Below are 14,163 nucleotides of genomic sequence, written 5' to 3'. Positions count from 1 at the left end.
ACGAATCCTGTCATTCCTTCCATCGACAAGGCTACGACAAAGGGCCGGAGCGGTGCCAGCCATCGCTGCCCTTGTCGGCCGGCGCCTGCCGCGGCCTTGCGACATAGGCCGATGATCCGTTTGCCTCGTGATAGACGCGTGCCAGCATTTCCGCCAGCACACCCGACGTCACCATCTGAACCCCGGCAATGAGCAGGAAGAAGCCGGTGAACAGCATCGGGCGCGTGCCGATGGCTTCTGCGAAAAACAGCTTCAGGCAAAGCAAATAGGCAAGGATCAGCGAACCCAGCGTGCCGAGCACGATGCCGATGCCGCCGAAGAAATGCCCCGGCCGGGTGCGGTAGCGCATGAAGAAATACATGAACACCAGATCGAGCACGACCCTGAAGGTGCGCGAAATGCCGTATTTGGACTGGCCATGAATGCGGGCATGATGCGTCACCACCTCCTGTGCGATGCGCCTTGGGGTCGTTACCGTGGCCAGCCAGGCCGGGATGAAGCGGTGCATCTCGCCATAGAGCTTGACGCTGCGGATGACGTTGCCGCGATAGACCTTGAGGCTGCAGCCATAATCCTTGAGGCGCACGCCGGTGACACTCGCGATCAAGGCGTTGGCGATGCGCGAGGGGAGTCTGCGCATCAACAGCCCTTCCTGGCGATCCTTTCGCCAGCCGACCACCAGGTCGAGATCTTCGCTCAAAAGACGATAGACCATGCGCGGGATGTCGAAGGGGTCGTTCTGCAAATCGCCGTCGATCGTGGCGATGACGCTGCCGCGTGCGGCGTCTATTCCGGCCTGCATGGCGGCGGTTTGCTTGTAGTTGCGCACCAGCTCGACGGCATGAACATGCGGGCCGTATTGGGCCGACAGGCGCCTGATCTCGCTCACCGTCGCGTCGGTGCTGCCATCGTCGACCAGCACGACCTCCCATGGCTGGCCGTAATGTTCCATGGCCTGGTGAATGCGTGCCAGCAATGGTTCGACGTTTTCAGCCTCGTTGTACATCGGCACCACGATGGACAGCGTATGGTCCGGCATCACCGCGCCGTCGGGCAGTCCCGAAGCAGGGATAGGCAATACGTTCATAGCGATGGTTTCCTTGCGGGTCTCACGGCCGGGTTCTCCGGCAGCGTCGATGTCGAGGGAAACAGCCAGGCGATCGCACCCGTGGCGACGGCCGAGCACAGGATGAAGAGGTGCAAAGCCAGTGCCGCCTGCAAGCCGCTCTTCATCGTGATCCCGGAGGTGAGCAGCGCCGCCGCGGCGGCCGCTTCGTAGGTGCCGAAGCCGGCAACGCCTTGCACCGGCAATATTGCGGCGCCTTCGGCTCCGACGACGCCTGGAAAGGCGGTGGTGAAGGATGTCCCCAGCATCAGCGCCAGCAGCCATCCTTGCACGGCGAGTTTCAGCGACCAATTGGCGATCGTCCACCACCAGCCATAGCGCGAGCGGCCGGTCGCCTCGGTGAAGATGTCGCGAAGCAGGCCAAGCTTGGCCACGATCTTGCCGCGCCCGGCCCAGTCATGCGGCGCGCGCGCCCAGCGCGGCAGGTACCAGGCCACGGTGATGAGGGCGGCCACGCCCGCCACCCTGACGGCAAGGTGCAGGCCGGGCCAGACCGCCAGGGCCAGCACGCCGACGACAAAGGCGTCCTGCAGCCTGAACCACAGCAGCGAAGCGCTGGCGCGCACGATCGGCACGCCGAAGACCTGGCGCAGGAGCAAGGGAAAGGCGGTCTCGCCGCCGCGGAACGGCACGACGTTGATCATGGCGTTGTGGATCAGGATGACGCGCAGGCAAGCGCCGAAACGGCCACGCACGTCGTCCCGGAACTCGTCACAGACACGCAGCGTCCGCAAGACGTAGGTGACGAAAAACGCGATCGTCGCCACGGCCAGCATCCCGGGCGTGATGCGGTCGAACGCGTCGCCGACCGTGCGCCAGCGCGAGTCGCTGGCGAGCCAGGCCAGCAGCGCCAGCGTCGCGACTATCGAGATGATTTTTTTCAACCAATTCTCCGCAGGTTCTCACCGCCGCGTTTGGGTGGCGGCAAACGCTTGGTACCCGACCATCATAACATCATCGGGATCGGGTCGCCTTTTCCGCCGCCCGGCGGCTTTCCTCGATCAAATGGGGAGCCGCCGAACCGTCGGGACCGATCCGTCAGGGGCCTGCAGCCCGGACCGTCGCCGTTCTCATGGGCGGGTGATCCTATAGACCAGCAGATCATCCGAATCCACAAGCTTGGTTCCGGTCTTGTCCAGATAGTCGATGACCCCGTCATGATGCTCGACGAACAGGCGGTCCTGCTTGTCGGCGGCGTTTTTTGCCGCACCGAACAGGTCCGCACCTTGATCGCGCAAGTCCTCGAGTTGCGCGATCGCCGTCTCGTCGTCCGCGACGAATTTCGACCATTCGACATCGCCACCGCCCGGTGGGAACACCCAGCCGCGCGTCCTGCTGTAATAGACCGCGACCGGGTCGCCGACCTCGGGCGCTATGGCGACGACGAGGTCACCGGGTTGCGCCAGCCGCGCCAACTCCTCGCCGAGCAACTTGCCTTTGATTGCAACAGGCGTCTTCATTGTCTTGACCAGCGGGAATGTCGACCACACGAGCGTGACGGCGGCGATGCAGACCGAGCGCAGCACGACCGCCGGCCACGAAAAATTGCCCAGCGCAAGCGTTACCAGGACAAGCGCCCCGCGGCCGCAGAACATCGCAAACGGTACATGGAAGACGTGGTAGTTCCAGGGATTGCTGGTGATCTCGCGCGCCGCCGCCAGATAGACGGCAATGGCCGCCACCAGCCAAACATAGGGAACGGCCGAAAGCGCGCGTTGCTTCGCCTCTTCGGCGGGGCGTGGCGGCATCCAGAAACCCAACGCGATCAGCGCCATGAAAGGATAGCCGTAGAACCACCAGACCGAGGTGTTCCAGACCGATTTGAAGTAGAAGCTCTCCTTGAAGAATGTCCAGAAACCGGAATCCCAGATATAGCCGCTACCCGCCACGTGATAGGGCGGGTAGCTGCGGCCGAGATAGATCGCCCAGCTGAAATAGGCGGCGATGACGGCCAGGCTCAACAGCCCTGACAGGAAGACCCTGGTCGCTTGCTTGCGTTTCCTCTGAACGATCCAGCAGGCCATCAGGTAGAAGATGACGGCGCCGGCGGCGAGGCCTGGCGGTTTTGCCAGCGCGCCGAGCGAGAAACTGGCCGTGGCAAGCGGCAACAGCCAGCCGCTGCCGCCGGCCCAGTATTTCGCGAAAAGCCAGACGCCTGTTGTCACCAGGGCCAGCATGGCGGGGTCGGGAAGAAACGAACTGTCGATCATGATCGCCGCCGGCATCAGCGCATAGCCAAGTGCCGCGGCATGGGCGTGCGTCTCATCCCAGCAGAGAGCCGTCAGCCTGTGCAGCGAAAACACCGTCACCAGGCCAAACAAGGCGGCAACCATGCGGCCAAACCAGTCGTGCCAGCCGAAGACTTGGTAGAGCAGGGCCGTCAGATAGCTCACGATCTGGAACTCGCGGCCCTGATAGCTAGGCCCCGGTCCGGTCCAGCTGACCTCCGGAAAGAAGATGTTCCAGTTGCGTTGCTGGAAATTGTCGGCCATCATCGCCGTGCTCGTCTCGCGCCAACTGAAGGCGTCGACCAGCGGCATGGTGATGCCATGGAACCTGAACAGGGCCGCGATGACGAGAATGCCTAGCAAGATCGCCGTGTTGGGGCTCATGGAGTGGCGTGCGACGGTGTTCCGATAGAACCACCGCTTCGGGTGCCGCTGACCTTCTGCCTGACTGGCGTCCCTGGCATCAATCATTTGAGCTGCGTCCCCCCTGACGTCTGCCGCTCTTGCTTTGGCCCGCGATTGTCAGAGGCAAAGGAGTATACAGCGCAATTCTTAATTTTGGCGACCGCGGTCCGCGCGCAAGTCTCGAATTGTTGTATTCGATCAGCTTCGCCAAGGTTGACATCGCCTTTCGTGCGGCAGTTAATAGTTGGCGTGGCTATCAACGCGCTGATAGCGTTGCCCCGGGGGCAAATAACATGCGAACGCCAATTTCGCCGACCGCGCCGACCCCATTGCAGCGACTTGGTTTCGACCATCCGCATACGCAGCAGCATTGCTGGTCGGCAAATCGCGTGCCGTTGATGGTTCTCGTGGTTTGCGGCCAGATGGCTTTCTCGGGCGTCGCGCAAGCCGCCGCTGCCAAGGACAACGGCGCGAAGGCCGATGCTGCGAGTGTTCCAACGGCTTATGAAGTGTCGATCCTCTATGCCGACCGGACATGGATATGGAAGGACGGGGCAGCCTATTTTGGCAAGAACGGCCGGTCGCTGCGGGCCTGGACGTCGCGTGAGGGGGCTGCCTCTGTCGGCCAAGGCAAGTGGATAGCGACCAGGGACGGCAAGATGTGCATGGATCTTGCCTGGCGGTCCAAGGCCTATACCGGCCAACAGAACCGCACCTGCTATAGCCACCGCATCAAGGGCGGCAACATCGAGCAGCGCAAGGATCCGGACGGCGAGTGGTACAGCTTCAAACGATCTCCCGAGGATCCTGCCGACGAATACCGGAAATTCGAACCGGGTGACACAAAGGCCGCGCAGTTCGAAGAAAGCAGCAAGCTGATCGATTCCAAGAATTAGGCGATCGCGGCTGCGCCGGGGCGCCGCCCGACCGTTTGTGCGGGCGCAAGGGCGCACGGCCGGCGCTGTCAAGAAGCCGGCGAATCGCTTATTATAAATCGTCAATCGGTCCTGGCTGCTGCGTCTGGCGCGCCGTCGCCGTTTGATCGAATTCAATTCTACCGGACAGAGCAACGAGGCGATGGGTCCACCATACGGGTTTTATGAAATTTAATAATTAGTGATGTCTAATATTAACATCTGATGTGCGAGTGGTCACTCACAGGCGTGAAGGCAGCGAGGGCATAGTATGCTGCCACCCGCCCTTGGCTAATCCGTGATAGCAAGGGACACAAGATGAACAATTCGGCGATGGGCGCACCGCGCCCAGGCAAAAACTTCGTATCTATTCTTACGGTCGTGATGGCGGTCTCGATGGTTGCAGCTTGCCAGAACGTGGATGCGACCCGAACCGGTTCGGTCCTCATCAAACCCGTGGTCCACACCGCCAGCAGCGAATCTTCGGTCCAGTCTGTCTATGGCAATCCCATGGTTCGCTCGCTGAGACTCGAGCGCCCGCTGGTCGAGACGACGAGCACGGTAAGGATCACCGAAAAAGCCTACGCCTTTGCACCGCCGCCGCGGATCAAGGTCGGCACGCCGGCACCGGTGAACGCCTCCTTCGAGCCGAAAGTCGGCGCCCCGGCCTTCGGTGGTTCGCCCTATATCTGCAGCCCTAGCGGATTTGGCCAGCATGCGAGCTGTCGGGCGCGCTATCTCTGATCGAGTTGGCGCTGATTGATCTGACGGCGGTGGAGACCGTCGCCTTGGCGGGCGGCGGTTTCACCGGCACCGTAGCCAGCCCGAAGAAGGGCGCCGCCGTTGCGATGATCGTGTCGATGCCGGAAAGCCGCGGCACAAAGCCAAGCTGCGCGCGCGCCTTGCTCGGATCGGCATAGAGTTCGGCAGGATCACCCGGGCGACGCGCCTTGAAGACGGCCGGGACCGGTCTCGAGCTTATCCGGCCGACCGCCTGCAGGATTTCCTTGATGGATATTCCGCGCCCGGTGCCGAGATTGACGGCCAGGCTCTGTCCGCCGTTCTGCAGATGTTGGAGCGCTTTCAGATGGGCGCTAGCCAGATCGCCGACATGGATGTAGTCGCGAATGCAGGTTCCGTCCGGCGTGTCATAGTCCGTGCCGAAAACCTCGATCCGGTCGAGCATGCCCGAGGCGGCCATCAACACCCTGGGAATCAGATGCGTTTCCGGCGAATGCCATTCGCCGAGTTCGCCGTCGGGATCGGCACCGCAAGCGTTGAAATAGCGCAGGATGGCAGACCTCATGCCGTATGCCCGCGCATAGTCGCCGATGATCTGTTCGCCCATCAGTTTGGTGCGTCCGTACGGGCTGATCGGATTCTGTGACGAAGTCTCGCGAACGGGCAGCGCGTCGGGCACGCCATAAGTTGCGCAACTGCTGGAAAAGATGATGTTTTCGATCGAATGCGCGCGCGCCGCTTCGAGCACGGCGATGGTGCCCGTGACATTGGTCGAATAGTACTCCGCCGGTTGCTGGACGGACTCCCCGACATAGGCCAGCGCTGCGAAGTGGATGACGGATGTCGGCCTGTATCTTTCCATCGCCGCCAGCAACGCATCGCCGTCGCGAATATCGCCGACGACGAGCGGCCCCCAGGCGACGGATTTCCGGTTGCCGCGCGACATGTTGTCGAACGCTACAGGCAGGTAACCGGACGCGGCGAGCAGCTTACAGGTGTGGCTGCCGATAAAGCCGGCTCCGCCTGTGACTAGGATCGCCGGGCGGCTCATGAAGCCGCTGCCCCCTTGATCATCCGGCTGCCGTAGAGCAGGGCGTCGAAATAGTCGACGGTGTGCGCGAGCCCCTGGGCCAGGCAGATCTTCGGCTCCCAGCCAAGATTGTTTCTGGCGAAGGAAATGTCGGGCTTGCGTTGTTTGGGGTCGTCGATCGGCAACGGCCGGTGGACGATTTTCGATCGGGAGTTGGTATAGGCGACGACCAGTGTCGCGAGTTCCATGATGGTGAATTCGCCGGGGTTGCCGAGATTGACCGGATGGGCCGGCGCATGCGGCGCATTCATCAGCCGCATGAAGCCCTCGATCAGGTCATCGGCATAGCAGAAGGAGCGGGTCTGCAGGCCGCTGCCATAGACGGTCAGGTCCTTGCCGCGCAGCGCCTGCACGATGAAGTTCGAGACCACGCGCCCATCGTCGGGCTGCATGCGGCGGCCATAGGTGTTGAAGATGCGGGCCACGCGGATATCGAGGCCATATGTCCGCGAATAATCGAAAAACAGCGTTTCGGCGGAGCGCTTGCCCTCATCGTAGCAGGACCGCGGCCCATGCGTGTTGACGTTGCCGAAATAGCTCTCGGGCTGCGGGTGCACAATGGGGTCGCCATAGATCTCGGATGTCGAGGCCTGGAATATCTTGGCGTTGTTGCGCCGGGCGAGTTCCAGAAGGTTGAGCGAACCGAGCACGCTTGTCTTGAACGTATGGATCGGGTCCGCCTGATAGTGGGGCGGAGAGGCGGGGCAGGCAAGGTTGTAGATCTCGTCGAATGCGAGGCCCGCGGGCAGGGGGTCGACGATGTCGTGCTCGATGCAGGTGAACCTGGGGTCGCGCAGGAGAACACTGAGATTGTATCGTTTGCCGGTGTGGAAATTGTCGATGGCGACAACCTCGTATCCGTCACGCAAAAGCCGTTCGCACAGATGCGAGCCAAGGAAGCCGGCTCCCCCCGCGACGAGGGCACGATTTGGTTTTTGGTGGGGGTCCCGTTGGCCGTTTCCGGATCCCAGCTTCAGAACCTTGATGACCTTGCTCATGCTTTCCCCTTACGCAACGCGCACGCTACCGCCGGGCCGGGGCACGCATCACCCGGCCACGCTCTTCAGAACGCGACAAACCCTCCGCATGCGCGGGTCGTCATCACTGATGTGCGTCTATTGTCTTCTGAGTTCGCGAGGCCATGCCACGCGGCTTTACCCGCCGCCGCCCGGCATTTTAAGCGCCTCGATTGCAATCACACGCCTGGTGCCATCATCGTCGATTGCTCGCCCAAATTGCACATCCCAACATCGCAAAAATATACCTATGAAAATTATAGTCAATTAAATTAGCATTTCATTAACTAAAGAGGCGGCGATGGTTAATCCGGCAGCGCCGCCGCACCTTGGTCTCCGCTCGGGGAAGCCAGGCTCGGATCCTCGTTGTGAATCAGCATATTGGCCGATCGCAAAAAAAACGACCGCGCCGGATACGGGAGACGTTTTGAGGCGCGCCGCCAAAGCCCGGCCGCGATGAATATCGACGTCTGGCGCCACGAGGTGCCCAGGCGCAAGGCTTGCGAAATATAGCGGACCCGGCAACCCGGCGGCCGGAGGTTACATCTTTAGGGTGCAGTGCGACTGCTGTCCAAAACCGCTTGGGCTGCAGCTGTAAATGTCGTGTTTCAAGTATTTGGACAGGACATCCTTGCGAATGGAATCGGAGTCGCAACCAGCCATGGTGAGAAGGGAGAAAATGATGAAAAATCGAAAGCCGAACGAGTTCTTGACGGCCCGAAAATCCGAGCTGCGCATGTTGAGCAAACTATAGGCTCCGCTCATCGAACTATCCCATCGAAAAAATATTTTCGCCGATTTCCTGCTCGTCGGTTTCTTATCGTCAGTGGTGGGCTTTGTCTGCGCGGACTGCGCGCCACCCTGACAGGGATATTTGACCACAGGGGCGGGACGTCGTCCATTGCGCGATCGCGTATGCGGGCCGCAAGGGTGCGCTGGGCTGTCTGAAACGCAAGATGGCCCGCATTGGCGGGCCATCGGAGCCGATGGGAAACGGGACGGGATCACCGCACGGTTTTGCTGCTTAAGGCCGTTTTTTGCCTCTTTGCCGGGGCCTACTGCCCGCCCATTTCCTTTTTAAACGTGTCGAAGTCGACCTGCATGCCATTGAAGACGGTGCTCCAGTGGCGGGTCAGTGCCGCCATTGCCACGGCCTCCTGGATCTCCTCGTCGGTGGCGCCGGCGCGCTTGGCGTCCTGCGTGTCCGACCAGATGCAGTAGGTGCAAGGGATCTGCGCCGCGACCGCCAGCGAGATCAGTGACTTGACCTTGGGCGGAAGTGCCGTCTTGTCGTTGAGTTCGATGGCCTTGACCTCGGCCCAGGCACCGGGCAGACCGCTTTTGGGAAACTGTTTCACGAAGCTCGGCACGCCACCCATGGTCGACTGGATGTCCTTGAGGGTTGCATCATAGTCGTCGGCATGGGCAGGTGCCGCACCCAGCGACAGCACGCAGGCCGCGGCGGTGAACAGGAACGCACGCTGAGAGCAAGACTGCACGGATTTTACGATGCGATGGTACGACACGGTTTTTCTCCTCTGGTCTTGGTTGACCTTACGATGTAAGGTGACTGCGAAAATGAACCTTACACTGTAAGTTGTCAAGCGGCGCAATGGATACGTCAATCAAGAAAAAGAGAGTGCGCGGCCGTCTGTCGCGTGAAATGATCGAAGACGCGGCTTTCGAGGTGATCGAGAGGGAAGGTCTTCCCGGCTTTTCGATGCGCAAGCTCGCCACCGCGCTCGGCTGCGAGGCAATGAGCATCTATCACCACTTTCCTTCGGTCGCGCATCTGCACGAAGCGCTGATCGACCGTCTGATCGGTGCGATTGAAATTCCTGACGCCAGCCTTCCGTGGCGGCAAAGAATGCGCATCGCCATTGAGGATTTTCGGCGCATCGGACGCGACCATCCCGCCTATTCCACCTTCATCGTTACCTACCGGATGAATTCGCCGGCTTGCCTTGCCTGGTTGAACGGCATTATCGGCTTGTTCAAGGATGGCGGCTTCGACACCGAACTCAGTGCTCGGCTGTTCCGAGCCGTCGGCTATTATCTGATGGGCGCGGTGCTGGACGAGAATGCCGGCTATTCCAGGGGGCCGTCCGCGGTGAACACCGTCAGCACCGAGCAACTGGCCGGGGATTATCCGAATGTCATGGCGGCGGGTCGCTTTTTTGGCGCCGCCGAATTCGACAGGACATTCGAGATCGGCCTGGACATGCTGCTGGACGAAATGGAACGCCTGCGCGACGGTGCCGGTACAGGCCGTCCGTCGGCCAAGGTCTGATTGCAAGGTAACCGCCCGATGCGCTCTCTCTTCGTCCTGATCCTCCTGGCTGGCGCCGGCATCGGTCTCATCTATCCCTGGGCGATGACCAATTTTTCCGGTCGCGAAATCGGCACGTGGCGGGTCTATGAGCAGGGCCGGTTCAGGCCGCTGACGGTGTCGCTGAGCAGTCGCGATGCGCCGGTGCGGGTCCTCGTCGACCTGACCGCGAGGGCCGAACGCATCGTGTCGCAGCAGCGCACGGTGCTGACGCTGACCGCCGCCACCAACGGCCGAACCGTGCTTGCCTCGACACTGCGGTTCAATCATGTGGACAATCCGCGCCAGGCCAGCCCGCAACTGCCCGACAAGATCTTTCGCGACGAGGCCGGCCTGATCGCCACCGTCAACCCTGGCGCTTACCTCTTCACCGTCGGCCCGGGGGATGCCGAGGATATACCGATGCGCGCGGTCGACCTTGTCCTGCGCTCCGGCGTTGGCGAGATCGACGGCCGCGCGCGGCCGATAGGCTTCTCGCTGATGGCGGTCGGCTTGATCGGCTTCCTGCTGTCCTTGCGTTCTGGTGGCGGTCGGCCGGAAAATCCGAACTCGCAACCGCCGCCGCCACGGTGGGGCAGGGGACCCAGGTGAACTACCGCCACGCCTACCACGCCGGCAATTTCGCCGATGTCATCAAGCATGTCGTGCTGACGCGCCTGCTGGAATATCTCAAGCAGAAGGACAAGGCGTTTCGCGTCGTCGACACCCATGCCGGCATTGGCCGCTACGATCTTTCATCGCTCGAGGCACAGAAGACCGGCGAGTGGCGAGGCGGCATCGGCAAGGTGATCGAAGCCGCGTTCGGCGCGAAGGCGGCAACGCTGCTGGCGCCCTATCTGGAGGCGGTGCGCTCGCTCAACCCGGAGGGCGGGGTGAGGAAATATCCGGGCTCGCCGCTGCTGGCACGCACTCTCCTGCGCAAGCAGGACCGCTTGTCGGCGATCGAACTGCACCCGAAAGACGCTGCCCGGCTGAAGGCGGAGTTCGCCGGCGATTTCCAGACGAAGGTGATGGAACTCGACGGCTGGCTGGCGCTCGGAGCCCATCTGCCGCCGAAGGAAAAGCGCGGCCTGGTGCTTATCGATCCGCCTTTCGAGGAAGACGGCGAGTTCGGCCGCCTGGTCGATGGGATGGTGAAGGCGCACAGGCGCTGGCCCGGTGGCATCTATGCGCTGTGGTATCCAATCAAGGACCGCAAGGCGGTGATCGCTTTCAGGAAAGCGCTGCGGCAATCCGGCATCCCGAAAATCCTCGATATAGACTTCGAGATCAGACCGGCTTCGTCGGAGCCCAGTCTCGATGGCACCGGCATGGTCGTGGTCAACCCGCCCTTCACGCTCGAAGCTGAGTTGAAAACCATCTTGCCGGCGCTGCACGGTTTGCTGGCCGTGGAAAAGCCGGCGCACTGGTCGGTGGAATGGCTGGCGGGTGAACAGGTGTGACATGCGCCCGACATGTCGCGCTTCCATTCGCTGGACGCTCAGCCCACCGAGGCTGCTCGACATGCCTGGTCCCACCGACGAGACGATCCAAGACAAGGGCAGGTATCTGCAATTGCTGGTCGATACTTTGCGATCGCGCAAGGTCAGCTGGGCCAGGATCGGCGGCCGGCTGGGAGTTTCGCGCCAGTCCGCCTGGGAGCGGTTTTCCTGAAGTTCTCGGTGCCCTCCTATAAACCATTGTGTCGGCACCCGCTTGACCGGCGCCTGGCGAATCCGCACAGTGCGGCAACCGATCTTGAGAGGCTACCATGACTCGCTTCGCCAAATCCGCGCTTGCTGCCCTGATTTCGCTCTGTTCCCCGCTTGCCGCGCCTCTCGGCGTCACGCAGGCTGTTCACGCGGCTGACCTCGGCGTCTATTCCGAAGACGACGGCAGCGTCTGCGGCGAGTCATGGGTGCTGAACAAGATCACCCACCGCTTCGCCTATCAGGTGCATCACGTGCCGCACTTGCCGGATGTGGCCATCACCGATTTCCGCAACATTCGCCAGCATCGCTATGAGCAGGCGAGCGAGGAATGGCCGATCGGCCGTCATTATTGCCGGGCCACCGTCAACCTGTCCGATGGCCGGGACCGCTCGATCTTCTACCTGATCGAGGAAGGCCAGGGCTTTGCCTCGATCGGCGACAATGTCGAGTTCTGCGTCGCGGGCTTCGACCGCTGGATGGTCTATAACGGCCGCTGCCGCGTCCTGCGCTGAACACGGCCCTCACTTAACGATCTTTTTCGCGCCTGCGACCTGAAGGGTTGCAGGCGCTTTTACGTCCCGTGTTGACAGAAGCCGTGATCTGTCGCACTAAATAGACAGACCTGTCTCACCCCTTGTGAATCACGATGTCTTCACCTGTCTCCGACAAACGCCAACATATCGTCGAAACGGCCTATGCGCTGTTCAAGCGCGTCGGATTCCATGCCACCGGCATCGACCGGATCATCGCCGAAGCCGACGTAGCCAAGATGACGATGTACCGCCATTTCCCCAGTAAGGACGAGTTGATCGTCGAGGTCCTGGACCATCGCGCCAGGCGCTTTGAAGAGCAGCTTGACCGGCTTGCCCGGGAGAGCACGGCACCGGAAGAGAAGATCGCCCGGATTTTCGAATGGCATGGCCGCTGGTTTCGCAGCCCGGATTTTCACGGCTGCCTGTTTGCCCATGCCCTGGCCGAGTTCGGCGATCCCCGGCATCCCGTGTTCAAGGCTGCCGCCAGGCAGAAGAATGGCATCAGGCAGCATATGCAGTCGATCCTGGCGCCGGTGATGACGCGCGGGCGGGCCGAGAGCGTGGCGGCGACCCTGTTGATGCTGATCGAGGGCGCGACCCTGATGGCGCAGATGGGGCGGGGCGACGCCGCTATCCGCGACGCCCGCAAGGCGGCCCTGGATATCGTCGCCGCCTCGCGCCGGCCGCAATGACCCCGCTGGTCATCGGGCTCGCGCTCTTCGCCGCGATCCTCCACGCGAGCTGGAACGCTTTCCTGCGGACAGGTGCCGACAGGTTGTGGACCGTCACCGTCATGAGCTTCTCCAGCACCGCGCTTGCTGTTCCGATGGCAGCCTTCAACGGTTTTCCAGCGACGCCCGCCTGGCTCTATGTCGGGCTGTCGGCCTGCCTGCAGGTCGGCTACAGCCTTTTCCTGGTGGCCGCCTACAGACATGGCGAATTGGGACAGGTCTATCCGATTGTTCGTGGCAGCGTGCCTCTGCTCGTCGCGCTCGGCGGCTTCCTGCTCGCCGGCCAGCAGCTCACCGTTTCGGAGACCGTGGGCGTTGCCCTGGTCGGCGGCGGCATCATGGCTCTTTCGCTCGGACGGGGACGAGCCGCCACTAAATCGATCCTGTACGCGCTGGCGACGGGCGCGATCATCGCCGCCTATGCGATGGTCGATGCGATCGGCGTCCGCGCGGCGGGCAATATCGGCGCCTACACCGCCTGGGTGCTTCTTGCCTACGGCGCGTTGCTGCCGGCGACCTTCGTCGCCTGTCGAGGCAAGCTGACTGTCGATGCGCGGGCGCCCGAAACCTGGAAGGCGCTCGGTGGCGGCCTATTCGCGCTTCTTGCCTATGGCGTCGTGGTGGCGGCTTTCGCACTCGGGCCTGCCGGTCCGATCACGGCGATCCGCGAGACCAGCGTGGTCTTCGCGGCCTTCATCGGCCGGCTGTTTCTCGGCGAGACGCTGACGCCGCGGCGGGTCTGCGCCTGCGCCGTCGTCGCGCTCGGCGCCATCTGTCTGGGGTATCAATCGTGACGTTGGCACGTGCTAGTCGACACACGCCGGTGATCGCGCCACCATCGACAATCGGCGCTGGCGTCACGGTCGTCGCAACGCGCCGAGCGCATTCGCGCGAAATAGTGTGTAACGGTTTTCCTGCGGAAGCGCATTGCGCTTTGCCTCGGAAATTGCTTCCAGGCAGAAGAGTTGGACGGCCAGTCAGCCCTGGACGGTCGGCGGCTTCAGGACTGCTCGCGCAGCGCAGGACTATTTCCTGCGTTGCGTCGCATCGGCCTGATCGATGATCTTGCGAAGAAAGGCAATGTGGCCGCGAAAGGCCCGCCGCCCAATCACTGTTGCCTTGACCCGGGTGCGGGGCCGTCGCCCGACAAAGAGTTTTTCAACATCGACATAGCCCGCTCTGGCCAGAGTATCGAGATGCGCTCCGAGATTTCCATCGGTTGCGTCGATCATGGCCTTCAACTGGGTGAAGTCCAGCGCCTCGCGCCTTTCCAGGGTGTTCAGCGCTGCCATGATCCTGAGCCGTGTACTCTGGTGGACGATGTCGTCGGCGCTCATCAGTGGGCTCCAATGCGGCAAA

Annotated in this window: 16 protein-coding genes; 9 read left to right on the top strand and 7 right to left on the bottom strand. The window is 62.0% G+C overall.

The window, feature by feature from the left end; translation table 11 throughout:
- Nucleotides 1-31: 31 nt before the first annotated feature.
- The 3 genes from FJ967_RS09455 to FJ967_RS09445 form a co-directional block, all read right to left on the bottom strand.
- A complete protein-coding gene (locus FJ967_RS09455; RefSeq protein WP_140731433.1) occupies nucleotides 32-1,087 on the bottom strand; it encodes a glycosyltransferase family 2 protein in 1,056 nt (351 codons plus the stop codon).
- The gene (locus tag FJ967_RS09450) at nucleotides 1,084-2,010 is read right to left on the bottom strand and encodes a lysylphosphatidylglycerol synthase domain-containing protein (protein WP_140731432.1); all 927 of its coding nucleotides are present in this window, start codon (nucleotides 2,008-2,010) and stop codon (nucleotides 1,084-1,086) included. The genes FJ967_RS09455 and FJ967_RS09450 overlap by 4 nt, the downstream gene beginning before the upstream one ends.
- A gap of 186 nt (nucleotides 2,011-2,196) precedes the next feature.
- Nucleotides 2,197-3,825, bottom strand: a complete 1,629-nt coding sequence (locus tag FJ967_RS09445; protein ID WP_140731431.1) for a glycosyltransferase family 39 protein — start codon at nucleotides 3,823-3,825, stop codon at nucleotides 2,197-2,199.
- A gap of 32 nt (nucleotides 3,826-3,857) precedes the next feature.
- On the opposite strand from FJ967_RS09445, the gene FJ967_RS33690 reads away from it, so the two are divergent.
- Nucleotides 3,858-4,655, top strand: coding sequence for a DUF995 domain-containing protein (locus tag FJ967_RS33690; RefSeq protein ID WP_246675232.1), 798 nt, complete (start codon nucleotides 3,858-3,860; stop codon nucleotides 4,653-4,655).
- Nucleotides 4,656-4,991: 336 nt separating this feature from the next.
- Nucleotides 4,992-5,417 carry a hypothetical protein gene (locus FJ967_RS09435; RefSeq protein WP_181175727.1) on the top strand — a complete coding sequence of 142 codons (426 nt, stop codon included), beginning with the start codon at nucleotides 4,992-4,994 and terminating at the stop codon, nucleotides 5,415-5,417.
- Here FJ967_RS09435 and galE read toward each other — a convergent pair.
- The 3 genes from galE to FJ967_RS09420 all read right to left on the bottom strand — a co-directional run bounded on the left by galE (nucleotide 5,371) and on the right by FJ967_RS09420 (nucleotide 9,046).
- Nucleotides 5,371-6,465: a UDP-glucose 4-epimerase GalE gene (gene galE / locus FJ967_RS09430; protein WP_140731430.1), complete on the bottom strand. Its 1,095-nt coding sequence runs from the start codon at nucleotides 6,463-6,465 to the stop codon at nucleotides 5,371-5,373. The genes FJ967_RS09435 and galE overlap by 47 nt on opposite strands.
- Nucleotides 6,462-7,502: a UDP-glucuronic acid decarboxylase family protein gene (locus tag FJ967_RS09425; protein ID WP_140731429.1), complete on the bottom strand. Its 1,041-nt coding sequence runs from the start codon at nucleotides 7,500-7,502 to the stop codon at nucleotides 6,462-6,464. The genes galE and FJ967_RS09425 overlap by 4 nt, the downstream gene beginning before the upstream one ends.
- 1,073 nt (nucleotides 7,503-8,575) lie before the next feature.
- On the bottom strand, nucleotides 8,576-9,046 hold the full coding sequence (locus tag FJ967_RS09420; RefSeq protein WP_140731428.1) for a carboxymuconolactone decarboxylase family protein: 471 nt from the start codon (nucleotides 9,044-9,046) through the stop codon (nucleotides 8,576-8,578).
- A 113-nt stretch (nucleotides 9,047-9,159) separates the two neighbouring features.
- Between FJ967_RS09420 and FJ967_RS09415 the strand changes: the two genes are divergently transcribed.
- From FJ967_RS09415 to FJ967_RS09390, 7 genes are all read left to right on the top strand, one after another.
- Nucleotides 9,160-9,810, top strand: a complete 651-nt coding sequence (locus FJ967_RS09415) for a TetR/AcrR family transcriptional regulator (RefSeq protein ID WP_246675231.1) — start codon at nucleotides 9,160-9,162, stop codon at nucleotides 9,808-9,810.
- Between the two features lie 18 nt (nucleotides 9,811-9,828).
- Nucleotides 9,829-10,440 carry a hypothetical protein gene (locus FJ967_RS09410; protein ID WP_140731426.1) on the top strand — a complete coding sequence of 204 codons (612 nt, stop codon included), beginning with the start codon at nucleotides 9,829-9,831 and terminating at the stop codon, nucleotides 10,438-10,440.
- Nucleotides 10,437-11,291 (top strand): 23S rRNA (adenine(2030)-N(6))-methyltransferase RlmJ, encoded by an 855-nt coding sequence (locus FJ967_RS09405; protein WP_140731425.1) that lies wholly within the window; start codon nucleotides 10,437-10,439, stop codon nucleotides 11,289-11,291. The genes FJ967_RS09410 and FJ967_RS09405 overlap by 4 nt, the downstream gene beginning before the upstream one ends.
- 61 nt (nucleotides 11,292-11,352) lie before the next feature.
- Nucleotides 11,353-11,502: a hypothetical protein gene (locus tag FJ967_RS33330; protein ID WP_181175746.1), complete on the top strand. Its 150-nt coding sequence runs from the start codon at nucleotides 11,353-11,355 to the stop codon at nucleotides 11,500-11,502.
- A 97-nt stretch (nucleotides 11,503-11,599) separates the two neighbouring features.
- Entirely contained in the window at nucleotides 11,600-12,052 is a 453-nt protein-coding gene (locus FJ967_RS09400; RefSeq protein ID WP_140731424.1) for a hypothetical protein, read from the top strand.
- Nucleotides 12,053-12,186: 134 nt separating this feature from the next.
- The gene (locus FJ967_RS09395; RefSeq protein WP_140731423.1) at nucleotides 12,187-12,765 is read left to right on the top strand and encodes a TetR/AcrR family transcriptional regulator; all 579 of its coding nucleotides are present in this window, start codon (nucleotides 12,187-12,189) and stop codon (nucleotides 12,763-12,765) included.
- The gene (locus tag FJ967_RS09390) at nucleotides 12,762-13,598 is read left to right on the top strand and encodes a DMT family transporter (RefSeq protein ID WP_140731422.1); all 837 of its coding nucleotides are present in this window, start codon (nucleotides 12,762-12,764) and stop codon (nucleotides 13,596-13,598) included. The genes FJ967_RS09395 and FJ967_RS09390 overlap by 4 nt, the downstream gene beginning before the upstream one ends.
- Before the next feature lie 231 nt (nucleotides 13,599-13,829).
- On the opposite strand, the gene FJ967_RS09385 is transcribed toward FJ967_RS09390, so the two are convergent.
- Nucleotides 13,830-14,141, bottom strand: coding sequence for a transcriptional regulator (locus FJ967_RS09385; protein WP_140731421.1), 312 nt, complete (start codon nucleotides 14,139-14,141; stop codon nucleotides 13,830-13,832).
- Between the last annotated feature and the right edge of the window lie 22 nt (nucleotides 14,142-14,163).

This window comes from Mesorhizobium sp. B2-3-4 (assembly GCF_006442315.1).
Classification (GTDB): domain Bacteria; phylum Pseudomonadota; class Alphaproteobacteria; order Rhizobiales; family Rhizobiaceae; genus Mesorhizobium.
Note: the sequence above shows the minus strand (reverse complement) of the source record. Positions and strands in the feature narration are given on the sequence as shown.

What these genes read in the sequence shown, in the direction of transcription:
- FJ967_RS09435 (WP_181175727.1), top strand. Translation starts at nt 4,992, where the DNA reads ATGAACAATTCGGCGATGGGCGCACCGCGCCCAGGCAAAAACTTCGTA.
- FJ967_RS09445 (WP_140731431.1), bottom strand. Translation starts at nt 3,825, where the DNA reads ATGATTGATGCCAGGGACGCCAGTCAGGCAGAAGGTCAGCGGCACCCG.
- FJ967_RS09410 (WP_140731426.1), top strand. Translation starts at nt 9,829, where the DNA reads ATGCGCTCTCTCTTCGTCCTGATCCTCCTGGCTGGCGCCGGCATCGGT.
- galE (WP_140731430.1), bottom strand. Translation starts at nt 6,465, where the DNA reads ATGAGCCGCCCGGCGATCCTAGTCACAGGCGGAGCCGGCTTTATCGGC.
- FJ967_RS09455 (WP_140731433.1), bottom strand. Translation starts at nt 1,087, where the DNA reads ATGAACGTATTGCCTATCCCTGCTTCGGGACTGCCCGACGGCGCGGTG.
- FJ967_RS09385 (WP_140731421.1), bottom strand. Translation starts at nt 14,141, where the DNA reads ATGAGCGCCGACGACATCGTCCACCAGAGTACACGGCTCAGGATCATG.
- FJ967_RS09390 (WP_140731422.1), top strand. Translation starts at nt 12,762, where the DNA reads ATGACCCCGCTGGTCATCGGGCTCGCGCTCTTCGCCGCGATCCTCCAC.
- FJ967_RS09425 (WP_140731429.1), bottom strand. Translation starts at nt 7,502, where the DNA reads ATGAGCAAGGTCATCAAGGTTCTGAAGCTGGGATCCGGAAACGGCCAA.
- FJ967_RS33330 (WP_181175746.1), top strand. Translation starts at nt 11,353, where the DNA reads ATGCCTGGTCCCACCGACGAGACGATCCAAGACAAGGGCAGGTATCTG.
- FJ967_RS09400 (WP_140731424.1), top strand. Translation starts at nt 11,600, where the DNA reads ATGACTCGCTTCGCCAAATCCGCGCTTGCTGCCCTGATTTCGCTCTGT.
- FJ967_RS09395 (WP_140731423.1), top strand. Translation starts at nt 12,187, where the DNA reads ATGTCTTCACCTGTCTCCGACAAACGCCAACATATCGTCGAAACGGCC.